The organism is Nonomuraea maheshkhaliensis (assembly GCF_039529435.1).
In the GTDB taxonomy this organism is placed as follows: Bacteria; Actinomycetota; Actinomycetes; order Streptosporangiales; family Streptosporangiaceae; genus Nonomuraea; species Nonomuraea maheshkhaliensis.
In genome coordinates this window covers 37528-52677 of record NZ_BAAAMU010000028.1, presented here as the reverse complement: position 1 = coordinate 52677, position 15150 = coordinate 37528, and the positions used below count along the sequence as shown (strand labels likewise).

The following is a 15150-nucleotide window of genomic DNA, read 5'->3' as shown; positions in this document are numbered from 1 at the left end:
GGGCCCGGCGTCGCGCGGCCGGCGCCGGGTCAGCGGGCGGCGGTGGTGCGGGACAGGAAGTCGCGGATCAGGCCGGCCACCTCGTCACCCGCGCTCTCCAGCAGGAAGTGCCCGCCGTCCAGCAGATGGATCTCCGCGTTCGGGACATCCTGGGCGAACGCCCGAGCCCCGTCGGGCCCGAAGATCTCATCGCCCTTGCCCCACACGGCGAGCAGCGGCGGCTGGTTCGCCCGCAGGTAGGCGTGCAGCTCCTTGTACAGCGGCGGGTTGGTCGCGTAGTCGCGGAACAGGGCGAGCTGGATCGCGTCGTTGCCGGGACGGGACACCAGCGCGTGATCGTGGTGCCAGGTGTCGGGACTGACCAGGCTCTCGTCCGGGACGCCGGTGACGTACTGCCAGCGGATGGCCTCCAGGCTCAGCGCGGTGCGGATCGCGCGCTCGGTCTCGGGCGTCTGCTCCCGGTGGTAGTCCCACACGCTCTGCCAGAACTCCGGGACGAAGCCGGCGGCGTACCCGTTGCCGTTCTGCGTGATGATCGCCGTGACGGCCTCCGGGTCGTCCAGGGCCAGCCGCCAGCCGATCGGGGCGCCGTAGTCCTGGACGTACATGGCGTAGCGCCGCACGCCAAGCTGGTCGAGCAGGCCGGCGGTGAGGCCGGTGAGGGCGTCGAAGGTGTAGTCGAACTCGTCCGCCGGCGGGGCGTCCGACAGCCCGAACCCGAGGTGGTCGGGAGCGATCACGTGATAGCGGTCGGCGAGCGCGGGAATCAGGTGGCGGAACATGAACGAGCTGGTCGGGTAGCCGTGCAGGAGCACGATGACCGGCGCGTCCGCGGGGCCGGCCTCCCGGTAGAACAGCCGCCGGCCCTCGACGGTGGCGTAGCGATGGTGAACGGCAGTCATGTCTAACTCCTCTAAGTCGTTTTGATGGTTAGACTCAAGCACGGCCTGGTGTAACCTGTCAAGGAGACTTTGGAGGTTAGGTTCGCCATGGTGATCGATACCGACGAGAAGCTGCTCCTCGACCTGCTGAACACCACGCCCGTGCACGAAGGACGGCCGTGCGACCTGCTGGCCGGCCCCGCCGACGGGCTGCGCTGGCTCTCCGCGCACGGTCAGCCGGCCTCGGAGGAGGAGTGGCGCGCCGCGCTCGACGCCCGCGCGGCACTCCAGGACGTCGTACGCGGCGACGCGCCCCCCGCCGCGCTCGCCCGCTTCGTGGAGGGCGTGTCGTGCCTGGCCTCGCTCGGCGGCGAGGGGATCGAGTGGACCCCCCGGCTGCCCGATGGGCGCGTCGCGGCGGCGCGCGCCGTGCTGACGTGGGACGCGCTGCGCGTGTCCGGCCCAGGGCGGTTGCGCGCGTGCGCCAACGACGAGTGCCGGCTCTTCCTGATCGATCACAGCAGGCCGAACACCGCCCGCTGGTGCTCGATGGCCGGCTGCGGCAACCGCATGAAGGCCAGACGCCACTACCAGCGCACCCGGCAGGGCAAGACGGACGGTTAGCGGTCGCCGAAACCGGTCGAGGACGGTCAAGGGACCCTTGGTGGCGGCCCGAAACCCGTCGAAGACGGTCGGCGGCCGGAGCCGGCTCGGTGGCGGTTCACAGCACCTTGAGCAGGCGCCCGGCCAGCTCCGCCGACGAAGCGGGGTTCTGCCCGGTGAACAGGTTGCCGTCGGTCACCGTGTACGGCCGCCACATCTCGCCCTTGCTGAACTCCACGCCGAGAGCGATCAACTCGTCCTCCAGCAGCCAGCGCGCCATCGGCGCCAGCCCGACTGCGTTCTCCTCCTCGTTGGTGAACGCGGTCACCCGCCGGCCCGCGAACGGCGACCGGCCGTGGATCCGGGTGGCCAGCATCGCCGCCGGGGCATGGCAGACGATGGCCAGCGGCTTGCCGGAGGCCAGCGCCGCCGTCAGCAGCCGGCCGGCGTCCGCGTCCTGCCACAGGTCCTCCATGGGGCCGTGGCCGCCGGGAAGGTAGACGGCGTCGTAGGCGTCCAGGCGGGCGTCCGGCAGCATGATCGGCCGCCGCAGCGCCTCCGCCGACCGGATCGTCTCCTCCAGGCCGAGCGCCGTCTCCGCGCCTCCGGCCAGGTCGGGCCGCAGGCTCATCATGTCCACGTACGGCACCACCCCGCCGGGAGTGGCGACCGTGATCTCGTGCCCGGCCTCGGTGAACGCACGATACGGGGCCACGAACTCCTCGGCCCAGTACCCCGTCGCGTGCCTGGTGCCGTCCTTGAGCGTCCAGTACGCCGTACCGGTCATCACGAACAGGAGCTTCGCCATGGGAATTCCCCCTCAGATCCGCGCTGATGGCAGGTCAGTCGAAGACGACGACCACGCGGCCGATCACGTGGCCCCGGCCCAGTTCGTCCAGCTTGTCGTTGATGTCGCTGAGGCTGATCGGGGTGACCGTGTGCTTGACCCGCCCCTGGCCGGCGTAGGCGAGCACCTCGGTGAGGTCGTTGTGGTTGCCCCAGAAGGATCCGGAGAACGTCCGCTCGCCCGACACGAACGGGAACACCGGGAACTCGGCGCTGTCACCCATCAGGCCCACCGACACGAGCGTGCCCTCGGCCGCCAGGAGCGCGGCGTTGAGCTCCAGTGACTGCGAGGCGCCCGAGCAGTCGAGCGCGGCGTCGATCTCGCCGCGGCCGGTCAGCTCGGCGAGCTCGGCCCGTACCTGGTCGGGCGTCTTGCCGCGGGTGTTGATCGCGTGGTCGGCGCCGTTCTCCCTGGCCAGCGCGAGCTTGGCGTCGTCGCGGGCGAAGGCCACCACGGTGGCTCCGCCGCCGAGCAGGCGCGCGTACTGCACGCCGTACGCGCCGAGCCCGCCGATCCCGCTGACGGCCACCGTGCGTCCGGGAGTCAGCCGGCCGGCGGCGCGCAGCCGCTTCATCCCCCGGTACGGGGTCAGCCCGGCGTCCACCAGCGGCGCGAGGTATTCAGGCTCCATCCCCGCGTCCGGGTCGATCCGGATGAGATGACGGCTGGGCACGTTGACGTACTCGGCGAAGCCTCCCGGCGGGCCGAAGCCGATCCAGCCGCCGCTGCCGGTGCACAACTGCTCGTTGCCCTCGCGGCACTGCCGGCAGGTGCCGTCGCCCCAGGCGGGATAGACGACCACCAGGTCCCCGACCGCCAGGCCCGCCGAGGCGGGAACGTCGGCGCCGAGCCGCTCGACCTGGCCCGCCACCTCGTGGCCGGGAATGTAGGGGAACGTAAGGTCGATCGGGAAATATCCATCGATGAGTTGGTAATCGCTGCGGCACATCCCCGTCGCCCTGACCTTGACGAGGACCTCCTCGGGGCCGGGTTCGGGAATCGGTACCTCGTCGATCTGCAACGGCTGTTTGAGGCCGTGCATCCGGGCCGCGTACATGCTCATGATGCCCTCCAGATCAGGTACGGATCACTGCGGCGGCGAAATTCGTCGCACATTTCTCAAATTAGCGACAGACGCCACAAATCAGACAAAATTCCATGTAAATCTCGGTCTCCGGAAAATGTGGGCCGCCGGCGAGCGCGGCCGGTCGCCGGAGGGAGGAACGTCGCCCCGTCGTGATCTGCGACCAGCATGATCATCGCCTGCGAAAACGTGATCTTATGCATCGTCGCCGGCGGCGTCGTCCCGGCGACCGGAACGCGGGCGCTGGCCGCCCCCAAGGACCCGCTCGCCGCCCTGCGCGCCCAGCTCGCACCCGGCAAAGGGGTGACGCTCAAGCAGCGGACCGTCGGCAAGTCCGTCTCCACCCTGGCCCGTTCGGGGCGGGCGCAGTTCGACCGGCGGGGCATCGCCGCCTCCGTACCTCACGGCCAAGCTGAACGTGCGCGGCGACAGCGGCGAACAGGGCGACGACGAGCAGGAGGACGACGGCCGGGCCGCCGCCCTGGCCAAGCCGGAGCGCATCCTCCGCATCGGCCGCACCTCCTACATCAAGGGCGGCCCCCTCGGCGCGGCCCTGCCCGACGGCGAGACCTGGTTCAGGCAGTCGCCGGGCTGATCGTGCGGCACGACCGCGATGTTCGGCGACTTCGTCAACGCCGCCGAGCCGAGCACCCTGAAGGCCCTGCTGCCCCGCTCCGCCCCCAAGCGCTGACGTCCCTCCGCCTGGACGGTGGACACCCGGAGGGGCCCCGTCCAGGCTCGTTTTCCTCAGCGGCAGTTGCCCCAGCTGTTACGGGCGCCCTCGGCCAGCGGGCCGCCGTGGCCGCCGCTGCTGACGGCGCCGTAGGAGCGCACGCACTGCCCGGCGGTGTGCTGCTTGGCCGCGGCGTAGTGGCGCAGCCGGCCGTCGTCCTCGACGACGTGTCAGCCGAGGACATCCCGGGGGTGGATGTCGCGGGCCGGGGCCGTTCCGGCGCTCCGGCCGCGTTCGCAAACCCTGGGGCCTACTCCGCCGAAACGGCTCAAACATCTTCTTGACGGGGAACGGCGGCTAGTGCCAGGTCTACCTTCAGGTCTCGCCCGCGCGCCCGTGTGCGCGGGCCGGGCCGGGACTTGGATGGTCGGCATGACCATTGAAGGTTCGATTCCCGGCCGTTGGGTCGAAGGCGCCGGCGCGGTGCTGGGGCCCCTGCTGCTCATCGCGGCGGTCCTCACCAGGATCGGCGCGGACGACTTCTTTCCCGGCCAGCTCGCCGCCTACGCCGCCGATCCGGGACGGATGGCCGTGTCGTACGGGCTGTTCGCGGCCGGCGTGGTGCTGCTCTGGCCGGCCGTCACGGCGCTGGCCCGGATCGTCGCCGTGACGCATCCCGGCTCGGCCCGGTGGGGCGCCACGCTGGTCGTGCTCGGGCTGTTCGGGCGGGTCTTCCACGCCGGGGTGAGCCACCTGGCGTTCCAGCTGGTGGACGAGCTCGGACTGGCGGCGGCGCAGCGGGCCGTCGCGGACACCTACGCAGCCTTCCACGTCTTCAAGGGGGCTGGCGTCTGCATCATGGCCGGCTGGATCGTGCTCCCCGCCGGCGCCTTCCGCGCGAGGGCGTTCGGCGCCGGGCCGCTCGGCGTGGCCAGGTGCGTGGCGCTCGCACTGGGGTCCGTGCTGCCGCTGGGCGTGCTCAAGGGCAGCAGCGACCCGGTCTCGCTGCTCGCCCTGGCAGGGCTCGCCGCCGCCCTGGTGCCGCTCGGCGTCGGGCTGCTGCGGAACGGCCCGGCTCCCCGCTGGTGGGCCGTCGCCCTCGTCGCCGCGCTGGTGCCGGGCGCGTACGTCGTCGGCCTGGTCGGCTGACCGCAGGACGCCGGCCACGGCGCGCACCAGCGTCTCGTCGGAGGCGGGCCTGCGGGTGGCGATGGTCGGACGGTCGGTCCGCCGATCGGCCGGAGGGCGGCGGACGTGCGGGTGCCGGTGGTTGGATGGTCGGCACGTTGATCGACGGGAAGGCGGCGGACATGCGGGTGGCGATGGCGAGCGTCGCGGCGCGGGCCGGGCGCGTCAACGAGGACTTCACCGGCGCGGTCCCGGCCGGGGCGGTGCTGGTCGACGGCGCCGGCATCCCCGGCGCCGAAGCGCTCTGCCATCATGGCGTCGCCTGGTACGCCTCCCGCCTGGGCGCCGCCCTCCTCGCCCTGCTCGCCTCGGGACGCGCCCGCGGCCTGCGCGAGCTGCTCGCCGAGGCCATCGAGCGGGTGACGGACGCCCACCGCGGCTCCTGCGCCGTCGCCGACCCCATCGGCCCGTCGGCGACCGTCGCCATGCTGCGCCTTTCCGGCGGCGTCCTCGAACACCTCGTGCTCGGCGACGCCTTCCTCGTGCTCGACCGGCCGGACGGTGCGCCGATCGTCGTCACCGACCCGCGCGAGGTGGTCATCAGCAGCGCGTACGTGCCCGCCCTGGAGGCGGCGGGCCAGGGCACCGAGGCATACCAGCGGATCCTGAACGACCTGCGCGCCCACAGGAACGCACCGGGCGGTTTCTGGCTGGCCAAGGACGACCCGCGGGCGGCCCGCGAGGCCGTCACGGGAAGTCGCCCGATCGCGGAGCTGTCCGGCGCCGTCCTGCTCAGCAACGGAGCCGCCCGCCTCGCGGACGAGTTCAAGACCGGCTGGCCCGAGGTCCTGGCCGTCCTGGCTTCGGACGGGCCCGCCGAGATCATCCGCCGCGTACGGCAGGCGGAGGCCCGCCACGCGGTGCGGCCGGACGACGCGACGATCATCCACTGCACCGGCCTCGGCGAGGCTTGAACATCGCCGGCGCAGGGCCGCGACGGGCTCAGCCGAGGTCGGCGACCAGGGACGGGGCGAGCGCGGCGGCGGCCTCCGCCACGCTGTCGTAGATGTCCAGGGTGTCCCAGACCCCGGTGATCTGAAGGAGCCGCGCCGGCAGATCCCGTACGGAGACCAGCCGCAGGCTGCCCGCCCCCGCCAGGACGTCGGCCCGCACCCGCAGCAGCACGTGCAGTCCGCTGCTGTCCATGAACGTGAGCCCCTGCAGATCCAGGATCAGCGGCCGGCCGGGCCGCCACGCGCCGGCGATGGCGGACTCCAGGCGCCCGGCGTTGGTGGCGTCGAGTTCACCCGCCACGGTGACGAGCACCCCGCCGGGGGAGAGGCGGCAGTTCACACTGAGCGCGGTGTGCGGGGCCGCCGCCGTCAGCATGTCGGCGAGTGCGCGAGATTGACGGGCATGGGCGGTCCCCGGGGGAGTAGGTCGGCCTGGCGTGGACGGCTTTTCACCGTCCCTCCCGAGGCTACGCCCGAACTCCGTTACAGGAAAGAGGATTCGTCAATTTTCGGCGAGGTGATCCCCGGATGCGGCGACGCTCCGGTGAAGCGCGGCTCAGAGGTGCATCTCGCCACCGTCCACGACCAGGTCGGCGCCCAGGAAGAAGCTGCCCTGGTCGGAGGCGAGGAACGCCACCGCGTTGGCGACCTCGTCCGGCTGCCCGATCCGGCCGAGCGGGACGGCCTCGATGAACCGCGCCTTGGCGCCGGCCGCGTCCTCCGTCCCTTCGGCCACCCCGTCGAGCCCGGGGGTGTCGATGGTGCCGGGGGAGATCGCGTTGACCCGGATGCCGCGGCCCTTGAGCTCGTTGGCCCAGGTCCTGGCGAAGGAGCGGATCGCCGCCTTGGAGGCCGCGTACGCGCCGAACGCCGCGACGCCGTCGCCGGCCCGTACCGAGGAGTTGAGTATCACCGACGCGCCGTCGTTGAGCAGCGGCAGCGCCTTCTGCACCGTGAACAGCGTGCCGCGGACGTTGACGGCGAAGATCCGGTCGAAGTGCTCCTCGGTGGTCTGTTCCAGCGTCGCGAACGAGGCGGCGGCGGCGTTGGCGAACAGCACGTCCAGCCCCCGGCCCCGATCCCTGACCGCGGCGTAGAGGCGGTCCAGGTCGGCCGGCTCCGCGATGTCGCCGGGCACGGCCGTCACCGCCGCCGGGCCCATGCTCGCCACCACCGCGTCGAGGACGGTCTTCCTGCGCCCGGTGATGAACACGTGCGCGCCCTCGGCCACCAGCCGCCGCGTCGTGGCCAGGCCGATGCCCGTTCCGCCGCCGGTGATGACGGCCGTCTTGTTCTCCAGCGTTCCCATGGCTCTCACCTCGTCAGATTTATGCACCGATCGGTACGGAAAGCGACGATAGCACTTCTGCACCGCCCGGTACAAAAGCGGTAGACTTACCCCCATGCAGACCCAGGGGAAGGCGCCGATCGGCCGACCGCGTGGCTTCGACCCGGACGAGGCGCTCGACCGGGCCATGCGCGTCTTCTGGGAGCAGGGCTACGAAGGCGCCAGCCTCACCGACCTGACCAGGGCCATGGGCATCAGCCGCACCAGCATGTACGCCGCCTTCGGCAGCAAGGAGGAACTGTTCCGCCTGGCCCTGCGGCGCTACAACGACGGCCCCGCCGCCTACGTCGTCCGGGCCCTGGAGGAGCCGGCCGCACGCCAGGTCGCCACCGCCTTTCTCGGCGGCGCCGTCGAGGTCACCACCCGCCCCGACTGCCCGGCCGGCTGCTTCGGCGTGCAGGGTTCGCTGGCGGCGGGCGCGTCCGGCCGCGGCGCCCGCGACACGCTTGCGGCGTGGCGCGACAACGGCGTCACGCTGCTCAAGGAGCGGTTCCAGCAAGCCGTGGACGAGGGCGACCTGCCCGCCGGATCCGATCCCGGGTTGCTCGCCCGCTACCTCATGACCGTGGCCAACGGCATCGCCGTCCAGGCCGCCGGCGGCGTCGCCCGCGACGACCTCCAACTGGTGGCCGACCTGGCCCTGCGCCAGTGGCCGCCCGACTGAGGGTGCCGTCCTCTGTGTGGAACGTTCCATTTCGCGCTGTTTTGACACCTGCTATGGGTAACCGCTATCTATTGGCCAACCGTTAGGGGGTGTCATGCAGGACGCGGTGCTGGCGATGCTCGCCAAGGAGCCGTCGCACGGCTACCAGCTGCACGCGCGGCTGCGGCGCAGCCTCGGCCCGCTGGGCGAGTCGATGAACCGGGGGCAGATCTACGTCACGCTGGCCCGGCTGGAGCGAGCGGGCCTGGTGACCTCCGAGCGCGAGGACGGCCTGCCCGAGCGGCCCGAGCGCAAGGTCCACGCGCTGACGCCGGCCGGGCAGCAGCGGGTGGCCGACTGGCTGGCCGAGGTGGGCTGGCCGAAACCCGACCTGGCGGAGTTCCATCTCAAGCTCGCCGCCGCCGCGGCGGCCCGGCTCGCCGACCCGGTGGAGCTGGTGGCGGCCCAGCGCCGCGAACTGCTGCGCCGCCTGCGCGAGGCCCAGCAGGCGGCGCTGGCAGAAGCGGCGTACTCAGGGCCGGCGCGAACAGAGCCTGGGGGGATGGCGGGGCCGGGCGCGGGCCTGCTGCTGGAAGGGGTCATGCTCCGGCTGCGGGCCGACCTGCGCTGGCTGGACGCCTGCGAACGAGCCTGGTCCAGGGCCGATGACGAAGCCGAGGACGGATGAACGGGCCGAATGCCGCCGCGATCGTGACCCGCGGCCTGGTGAAACTGCACGGCCAGGGCAAGAGCGGGGTCCGCGCCGTGGACGAGATCGACCTGGAGGTGCCCCAGGGGCAGACGCTGGCGATCATGGGCCCCAGTGGCTGCGGCAAGTCCACGCTGCTGCACCTGCTGGGCGGCCTGGAGCGGCCGTCCGGCGGAGAGGTGTGGCTGGCCGGGCAGCGCGTCGACACGCTGAGCGAGCGAGCCCTGGCCCGCCTGCGCCGCCGTTCGGTGGGATTCGTCTTCCAGGCCTTCCACCTGATGGAGGAGCTGACCGTCGGCGACAACGTCGAGCTGCCCGCGCTGCTGTCCGGCCGCTCACGCCGCCAGGCCAGGCGGCGGGCCGGCCGGCTGCTGGAACAGGTCGGGCTCGCCGCGCGCGCCCGGCACCTGCCCGCCCAGCTGTCGGGCGGGCAGCGCCAGCGGGTCGCCGTGGCCCGCGCCCTGGTCAACGACCCCCTGGTCGTCCTGGCCGACGAGCCCACCGGCAACCTCGACACCGCGGCCACCCACGACGTGCTGCGCATCTTCGGGGAGCTGCGTTCCGCCGGGCAGACGTTCGTGATCGTCACCCACGACGAGCGGGTGGCGGCCACGGCGGACCGGCTGATCTCGATGCGGGACGGCATGTTCGTCGACGACCTGCGGATGGCCGCCGCTCGCCCGCGCGGGCTCGGCGGGCTGATCGGGCTGGGGGACTGAACGCCATGGGCTCCCTCGTGCTCGTCCCGCGCCTGGTGCTGGCCGACGTGCGCCGGCACCGGCTCCAGGCGGCGATGCTGCTGCTCGCGGTGACCGTGGCCACCGCCACGATGGCCCTGGGCCTGTCACTGAACGGCGTGAGCGACGCGCTGTACGAGCAGACCCGCGCGGCCACCGCGGGACCGGACGTGGTGGTGCTCTCCGGCCAGTCCGGGCGCGCCGTGACCTCGGCCCTGTCCTCGCTGGCGCGGGCCCCGGAGGTCACCGCCCACCACGGCCCCTACCGCATCGTCTACGCCGACCTCGCCGTCCGCGGCCGGATCTCCAACGTGGTGGTGCACGGCTTCGCGGAGCGGCCGGGCGCGGTCAACCGCCCGCTGACGACCTCGGGCCACTGGGTACGCCCCGGCGGCACCGTACTCGAACGCGGCTTCGCCACCGCGCTCGGCGTGGGCGTCGGCGACCGCGTCACCATCGCCGGCCGGTCGTACCCCGTCGTCGGGATCGCCGTCACCGCGGCCACCTCCGTCTACCCGGGGGCGGCCCAGATCGGCCCCGGCGGCGCGGGCAGCGACTACAGCGGCCTGGCCTGGATGACCACATCGGACGCCAAGAAACTCGCGGCCTCCCATGACCTGCCGGTGACCCTCGCCCTCGACCTCGCGCTGCGCGACCCCGCCCACGCCGAGATCTTCCGCGAGGCCCACCGCGACGCCGGTCTGCGGCTGGCCTTCCGCTCCTGGCAGTTCACAGCCAAGCAGGACCTGACCCTGCTCAGGAGCAGCCAGCCGATCCTGGTCGTCGGAAGCTGGCTGATCGGCTTCCTGGCGATCACGGGGGTGGCGGCGCTGGCCGCCGGGCGTGCCGCCGTGCAGACCCGCAGAGCCGGGCTGCTCAAGGCCGTCGGTGCCGGCCCCGGCCTGATCGCCACCGTGCTGCTCACCGAATACCTGGCGCTGGCGCTGGCCGGCGACGCGCTGGGGCTGCTGATCGCCCGGCTGAGCGTGCCCGCCATCGCCAGCCCCACCGACAGCCGGATCGGCGACGCGGCCGGCCACGGCCGTACCGCCGAAGTCGCCGCGACCCTGCTCGCCGTGGCGGTGGCGGTGCTGTCCACGTTGCGTCCGACCTTGCGGGCCATGCGCACGGCGACCGTCACGGCGCTGACCGCCACCGCCCGCCCGCCCCGCCACCGTCCCCGGCTCACCGCGCTGTCCGCGCTGCTGCCGACGCCGCTCCTGCTCGGGCTGCGGCTGACCGCCCGCCGGCCGGGCCGCGCCGTGCTGCAGGCGTGCTCCACCGCCGTCACGATGATCGCGATCGTGGCCCTGCTGACCCTGTACGCCCAGACGGAGCGGGGTTACGGCCTGGGCGGCTCCTCCGTCCTGCCCAACCTGCGCGGCGAGCACGACCGCCGGCTGATGCTCGCCGTCGCCGCCCTGCTCATCACGCTCGCCGTGGTGAACACCATCACGTTCACCTGGACCACGGCCATGGAGGCCGAGGCGAACATGGCCGTCGCGCGCACGCTCGGCGCCACCCCCGGCCAGATCTCCGCGGGGCTGTCGGCCGCCCAGCTCCTGCCCACCCTGCCCGGTGTCGTCGTCGGCGTCCCTCTGGGCCGCGGCCTGCTCTCGCTCTTCGCCGCCAGGAACGCGGTGGAGGCGCCCTCGTCCTGGCTGCTCGTGGGCGTGCTCGCGATCATCCTGGCGACGGCCGCGCTCACCGCCCTGCCCGCCCGCCTGGCGGCCCGCCGCCCCGTGGCGCGGGCGCTCAGCGCGGGAACCGGCTGATCACCCGATTCCCGATCACCGGGGGATGAACCGGGAATCGCTGGGTATGCAGCACAACATTCCGGTGAGGAGAACGCGTACCGATCGACGATGATCCGTGCCCTCACCCCCGCTCGGCGCCGGTGACCGACTACGACTGCATCTGACGTTACTGGGCCTGATGGGACGGAGCCTGATATGACGACGACCAAGCCCGGCGGCCGGCCGCCGTCGCCCTCGTCCGGCTGACGCGGTGCCCGGCGATGGACCTGTCGGACCGGGAACGCCGGATCCTGGGCGAGATCGAACAGGAACTCCGCCGCGGGGACCGCGCCTTCGTCCGCCGCGTCGAGTCGCTCAACGCCGCCTGCCGCAGGGCGGGGGCGCAGCGCTACGCCGCCCACACCACCTGGCGGGAGCTCTGGTGCGTGCTGCTGGTGGCCCTCGGCCTGGCCGCGCTCGCGGTCCTGCTGGTCCTGTCCGCCGGCGGCGTCCGCGCTCCCGCGCCGCCGTCCGTGCCCGCGCCGAGCCACGCCCGGGCGCCGGTGCCCGCGCTCAGGCCCGTCTTCCGCACCCGCTCGGGCCCCGCCTGGACCACGAGCGGCGCCGGGCGGAGACCGGCGCATGCCGCGATCCTTACCGAATGCGGAGCTTTCGCCGAGGGCGGGCAGAGGTTGCTCCGGGAAGCCTCGGGTAGGCGGGCGGACCGCGGCTTGCCGGACGAGCGCGAAGGAGCGCATGGACATGACCTTCAACCCGTTGCGGGAGCGTGGCATCCCGCTGGACAAGCAACTGCGCAACTGGCGTGAGCTGAACGTCGTCCCGATCGATCCCGACCACGCCGATCCGTACACCAGGTGCCGGATCATCACGATGAACGGGATCGAGGTGGAGGCGATCATGTTCAGCCACCACCTGGCCCGCCACTGCCCGGACCCGGAGATCAAGCAGCAACTGGCCCGGGTGCGTTACATCGAGGCGCAGCAGCAGAAGGTGGTCAACTGGCTGCTGCCAGGAGTGTCCTCGGTGCTGGAGACCACGATCGCCTACGAGCAGGTGGCGGTCGACCTGACCGCGTGGGTGGCGCGGATGGAGCCGGACTCCTATCTCAAGCAGGCCTACCAGTTCGGTGTGCTGGAGGACTTCGACCACCTCTACCGCTACGCCAACCTGTACGAGATGATCGAGCACCGCAAGGCGGAGAAGATCGTCGACGGGGTGACCGAGGTGATGCCGGGCCGGCCGACGTACCTGCATCATCGCGACCCCGTCGACAACGTGCGCGAGCCCTACGACCGCTCCAGCGCGGCGCCGATCTCCAAACTGCACGCTTTGACGATCATGTCGGCCGAGCAGCAGACGATGAACTTCTACATGAACGTCGGCCCGACCGCCATGGAGCCGATCGCCCGGCAGCTCTACCAGGAGATCGGGATGATCGAGGAGGAGCACGTCACCCACTACGAGTCGCTGGTCGACCCGGGCGAGAGCTGGTGGGAGATGCTGCTCAACCACGAGTACAACGAGTGCTACCTGTACCACTCGTTCATGGAGACCGAGTCGGATCCGAAGGTGAAGGCGATCTGGGAGCTGCACCTGAACATGGAGCTGGAACACCTGCGCCTGGCCGCCGAACTGTTCAAGCGGCTCGACGGCCGTGACCCTGAGCAGGTGTGCGCGCCCGAGCTGCCGGCGCCGGTGACGTTCGAGCCGAACAAGGCCTACCTGCGTGAGCTGCTGGCCACCCAGATCGACCTCACCACGCTGGGCACCGGGTACGTGCAGGAGGCCCACGAACGCTTCGAGAAGATGCAGGAAGCCCTCATGGGCGGAGAAGCTGCTCCCTCGGAGCGGGTCATCGACGACAACCGGGCCGTCTCCGGCCACGAGTACCGGCTGCAGACCGAGGGCGAGCACCCGGTCCACAGCCTGGCCGCCAACCGCTGACCCACCCGGCCCCGACCCGCCTCCCCGCCGGGGAGACGGCCGTCCCGGTGATCATCGAACTCACAGCACGTACGGGAAACGCCGGTTCGCGGATCGGACAAGGGGGGTTGTCCGATCCGCGAGGCCGTCCCGCGGAAGGCCACGCATGAGCACACCGCCGAAATTCATCAGCGGGCCGAGCAGGTATCTTGACGACCGCCTGGGGGTGGCCGGGTTCTTCAAGCGCAACCTGCGCAAGATCTTCCCGGACCACTGGACGTTCCTGCTGGGCGAGATCGCGCTCTACTCGTTCATCATCCTGCTGCTGACCGGGACGTTCCTCACCTTCTGGTTCGAGCCCGGCATGGGGCACGTGGTCTACGACGGCTCGTACGCGCCGCTCCAGGGCGTGGAGATGTCCGACGCGTACGCCTCGGCGCTGCGGATCAGCTTCGACGTGCGCGGCGGCCTGCTGATCCGGCAGATCCACCACTGGGCCGCGCTGCTGTTCACCGCCGGCCTGGTCGTGCACATGCTGCGGATCTTCTTCACCGGCGCCTACCGCAAGCCGCGCGAGATCAACTGGCTGATCGGCATCGCGTTGTTCGCGCTGTCGCTGTTCGAGGGGCTCACCGGCTACTCGCTGCCCGACGACCTGCTGTCGGGAGCGGGCCTGCGCATCACCCAGGGCGTGCTGCTGTCGATCCCGCTGATCGGCACGTACCTGTCGTTCTTCCTCTTCGGCGGCGAGTATCCCGGCGAGGACGTCATCCCGCGCTTCTTCGCGCTGCACATCCTGCTGATCCCGGGGATCCTGCTGGCGCTGATCACCGCTCACCTCGTGCTGATGTGGGTGCAGAAGCACACGCAGATGCCGGGCAAGGGGCGCACGGAGAAGAACGTGGTGGGCGCCCCGCTGCTGCCGGCGTTCATGGCCAAGTCGGGGGCGTACCTGCTGTTCACGACCGCCGTCACGGCCGGGCTCGCGACCTTCACCCAGATCAACCCGATCTGGCTGTTCGGCCCCTACACGCCGGCCGACATCTCGGCCGGCTCCCAGCCTGACTGGTACATGGGCTTCCTGGAAGGCTCGTTGCGGCTCATGCCGTCCTGGGAGATCAACCTCTTCGGCACCGCCCACGCCGGCACGGTGCCGCTGAGCGTGCTCATCCCGGCACTGCTGCCGCTGGGGCTGATCATCACCGGGCTGGTGCTCTTCCCGTTCCTGGAACAGTGGGTCACCGGCGACCGGCGCGAGCACCACATCGTCGACCGGCCGCGCAACAACCCGCACCGCACCGCGATCGGCGTCACCGCCATCACCTTCTACGGCCTGCTCTGGCTGATGGGCGCCAACGACGTGATCGCGTCCAACTTCCACATCAGTCTCAACTGGACGACGTACATCGGGCGGGTGCTGATCTTCGTCGGCCCGGCCCTCGCCTACCTGATCACCTACCGGATGTGCCTGGGCCTGCAGCGTTCCGACGCCGCCACGATCGGCCACGGCGTCGAGTCGGGCGTCATCAAGCGCCTGCCGCACGGCGAGTTCGTCGAGATCCACGCGACGCCCGCGGAGGACATCGAGGCCCTGATGGAGGGCAAGAAGCCGGTCTCGATGCTCCCCGGCAGCACCGAGGACGGCGCCGGCGTGCTGCCGGAGGCCGCCAGGGGCCCGCTCGGCCGGCTCCGGCTCAAGATGAGCCGCGCCTACGGCGGCGAGAAGATCCCGCTGGACGGGCAGCACGACGGCGAGCACGCCAGGTCCGGCCCGCCCGCCAAGACGTCACACGACTGACACCGG

Annotated in this window: 16 protein-coding genes; 11 read left to right on the top strand and 5 right to left on the bottom strand. The window is 71.8% G+C overall.

Going from position 1 to position 15150, the window contains the following annotated elements; translation table 11 throughout:
* Positions 1–29: 29 nt before the first annotated feature.
* Positions 30–902 (bottom strand): alpha/beta fold hydrolase, encoded by an 873-nt coding sequence (locus ABFX54_RS20670; protein WP_346107085.1) that lies wholly within the window; start codon positions 900–902, stop codon positions 30–32.
* An 87-nt stretch (positions 903–989) separates the two neighbouring features.
* On the opposite strand from ABFX54_RS20670, the gene ABFX54_RS20665 reads away from it, so the two are divergent.
* Positions 990–1505 carry a CGNR zinc finger domain-containing protein gene (locus ABFX54_RS20665; protein ID WP_346107083.1) on the top strand — a complete coding sequence of 172 codons (516 nt, stop codon included), beginning with the start codon at positions 990–992 and terminating at the stop codon, positions 1503–1505.
* 97 nt (positions 1506–1602) lie between these two features.
* Here the strand turns inward: ABFX54_RS20665 and ABFX54_RS20660 are convergent, their stop codons facing one another.
* On the bottom strand, positions 1603–2292 hold the full coding sequence (locus ABFX54_RS20660) for a type 1 glutamine amidotransferase domain-containing protein (protein ID WP_346107081.1): 690 nt from the start codon (positions 2290–2292) through the stop codon (positions 1603–1605).
* A gap of 34 nt (positions 2293–2326) precedes the next feature.
* A complete protein-coding gene (locus ABFX54_RS20655; RefSeq protein WP_346107080.1) occupies positions 2327–3394 on the bottom strand; it encodes an NAD(P)-dependent alcohol dehydrogenase in 1068 nt (355 codons plus the stop codon).
* Positions 3395–3833: 439 nt separating this feature from the next.
* Between ABFX54_RS20655 and ABFX54_RS20650 the strand changes: the two genes are divergently transcribed.
* The 3 genes from ABFX54_RS20650 (at position 3834) to ABFX54_RS20640 (ending at position 6190) form a co-directional block, all read left to right on the top strand.
* Positions 3834–4010: a hypothetical protein gene (locus tag ABFX54_RS20650; RefSeq protein ID WP_346107078.1), complete on the top strand. Its 177-nt coding sequence runs from the start codon at positions 3834–3836 to the stop codon at positions 4008–4010.
* Positions 4011–4520: 510 nt separating this feature from the next.
* On the top strand, positions 4521–5237 hold the full coding sequence (locus tag ABFX54_RS20645; protein WP_346107076.1) for a hypothetical protein: 717 nt from the start codon (positions 4521–4523) through the stop codon (positions 5235–5237).
* Positions 5238–5362: 125 nt separating this feature from the next.
* A complete protein-coding gene (locus ABFX54_RS20640; protein WP_346107074.1) occupies positions 5363–6190 on the top strand; it encodes a protein phosphatase 2C domain-containing protein in 828 nt (275 codons plus the stop codon).
* A gap of 28 nt (positions 6191–6218) precedes the next feature.
* Here the strand turns inward: ABFX54_RS20640 and ABFX54_RS20635 are convergent, their stop codons facing one another.
* Positions 6219–6605 carry an STAS domain-containing protein gene (locus ABFX54_RS20635; protein ID WP_346107073.1) on the bottom strand — a complete coding sequence of 129 codons (387 nt, stop codon included), beginning with the start codon at positions 6603–6605 and terminating at the stop codon, positions 6219–6221.
* 180 nt (positions 6606–6785) lie between these two features.
* Positions 6786–7538, bottom strand: a complete 753-nt coding sequence (locus ABFX54_RS20630; RefSeq protein WP_346107071.1) for an SDR family oxidoreductase — start codon at positions 7536–7538, stop codon at positions 6786–6788.
* Positions 7539–7632: 94 nt separating this feature from the next.
* Here ABFX54_RS20630 and ABFX54_RS20625 point away from each other — a divergent pair, with 94 nt between their 5' ends.
* The 7 genes from ABFX54_RS20625 to qcrB all read left to right on the top strand — a co-directional run bounded on the left by ABFX54_RS20625 (position 7633) and on the right by qcrB (position 15144).
* Positions 7633–8241 (top strand): TetR/AcrR family transcriptional regulator, encoded by a 609-nt coding sequence (locus ABFX54_RS20625; RefSeq protein WP_346107069.1) that lies wholly within the window; start codon positions 7633–7635, stop codon positions 8239–8241.
* Between the two features lie 94 nt (positions 8242–8335).
* Positions 8336–8908 (top strand): PadR family transcriptional regulator, encoded by a 573-nt coding sequence (locus tag ABFX54_RS20620; RefSeq protein WP_346107067.1) that lies wholly within the window; start codon positions 8336–8338, stop codon positions 8906–8908.
* A complete protein-coding gene (locus ABFX54_RS20615; protein ID WP_346107066.1) occupies positions 8905–9648 on the top strand; it encodes an ABC transporter ATP-binding protein in 744 nt (247 codons plus the stop codon). Before ABFX54_RS20620 ends, ABFX54_RS20615 begins: the two co-directional genes overlap by 4 nt.
* 5 nt (positions 9649–9653) lie before the next feature.
* On the top strand, positions 9654–11441 hold the full coding sequence (locus ABFX54_RS20610; protein WP_346107064.1) for an FtsX-like permease family protein: 1788 nt from the start codon (positions 9654–9656) through the stop codon (positions 11439–11441).
* Positions 11442–11683: 242 nt separating this feature from the next.
* Positions 11684–12229, top strand: a complete 546-nt coding sequence (locus tag ABFX54_RS20605; RefSeq protein ID WP_346107062.1) for a DUF3040 domain-containing protein — start codon at positions 11684–11686, stop codon at positions 12227–12229.
* The gene (locus ABFX54_RS20600; protein WP_346107060.1) at positions 12165–13367 is read left to right on the top strand and encodes a ferritin-like domain-containing protein; all 1203 of its coding nucleotides are present in this window, start codon (positions 12165–12167) and stop codon (positions 13365–13367) included. Before ABFX54_RS20605 ends, ABFX54_RS20600 begins: the two co-directional genes overlap by 65 nt.
* Before the next feature lie 145 nt (positions 13368–13512).
* Positions 13513–15144 carry a cytochrome bc1 complex cytochrome b subunit gene (gene qcrB / locus ABFX54_RS20595; RefSeq protein ID WP_346107059.1) on the top strand — a complete coding sequence of 544 codons (1632 nt, stop codon included), beginning with the start codon at positions 13513–13515 and terminating at the stop codon, positions 15142–15144.
* Positions 15145–15150 lie beyond the last annotated feature (6 nt).

Coding starts and splice junctions, on each gene's coding strand:
- ABFX54_RS20620 (WP_346107067.1), top strand. CDS start 8,336: ATGCAGGACGCGGTGCTGGCGATGCTCGCCAAGGAGCCGTCGCACGGC.
- ABFX54_RS20665 (WP_346107083.1), top strand. CDS start 990: ATGGTGATCGATACCGACGAGAAGCTGCTCCTCGACCTGCTGAACACC.
- ABFX54_RS20645 (WP_346107076.1), top strand. CDS start 4,521: ATGACCATTGAAGGTTCGATTCCCGGCCGTTGGGTCGAAGGCGCCGGC.
- ABFX54_RS20635 (WP_346107073.1), bottom strand. CDS start 6,605: ATGCTGACGGCGGCGGCCCCGCACACCGCGCTCAGTGTGAACTGCCGC.
- ABFX54_RS20670 (WP_346107085.1), bottom strand. CDS start 902: ATGACTGCCGTTCACCATCGCTACGCCACCGTCGAGGGCCGGCGGCTG.
- ABFX54_RS20630 (WP_346107071.1), bottom strand. CDS start 7,538: ATGGGAACGCTGGAGAACAAGACGGCCGTCATCACCGGCGGCGGAACG.
- ABFX54_RS20655 (WP_346107080.1), bottom strand. CDS start 3,394: ATGAGCATGTACGCGGCCCGGATGCACGGCCTCAAACAGCCGTTGCAG.
- ABFX54_RS20625 (WP_346107069.1), top strand. CDS start 7,633: ATGCAGACCCAGGGGAAGGCGCCGATCGGCCGACCGCGTGGCTTCGAC.
- ABFX54_RS20640 (WP_346107074.1), top strand. CDS start 5,363: ATGGTCGGCACGTTGATCGACGGGAAGGCGGCGGACATGCGGGTGGCG.
- ABFX54_RS20605 (WP_346107062.1), top strand. CDS start 11,684: ATGGACCTGTCGGACCGGGAACGCCGGATCCTGGGCGAGATCGAACAG.
- ABFX54_RS20615 (WP_346107066.1), top strand. CDS start 8,905: ATGAACGGGCCGAATGCCGCCGCGATCGTGACCCGCGGCCTGGTGAAA.
- qcrB (WP_346107059.1), top strand. CDS start 13,513: ATGAGCACACCGCCGAAATTCATCAGCGGGCCGAGCAGGTATCTTGAC.
- ABFX54_RS20600 (WP_346107060.1), top strand. CDS start 12,165: ATGACCTTCAACCCGTTGCGGGAGCGTGGCATCCCGCTGGACAAGCAA.
- ABFX54_RS20660 (WP_346107081.1), bottom strand. CDS start 2,292: ATGGCGAAGCTCCTGTTCGTGATGACCGGTACGGCGTACTGGACGCTC.
- ABFX54_RS20610 (WP_346107064.1), top strand. CDS start 9,654: ATGGGCTCCCTCGTGCTCGTCCCGCGCCTGGTGCTGGCCGACGTGCGC.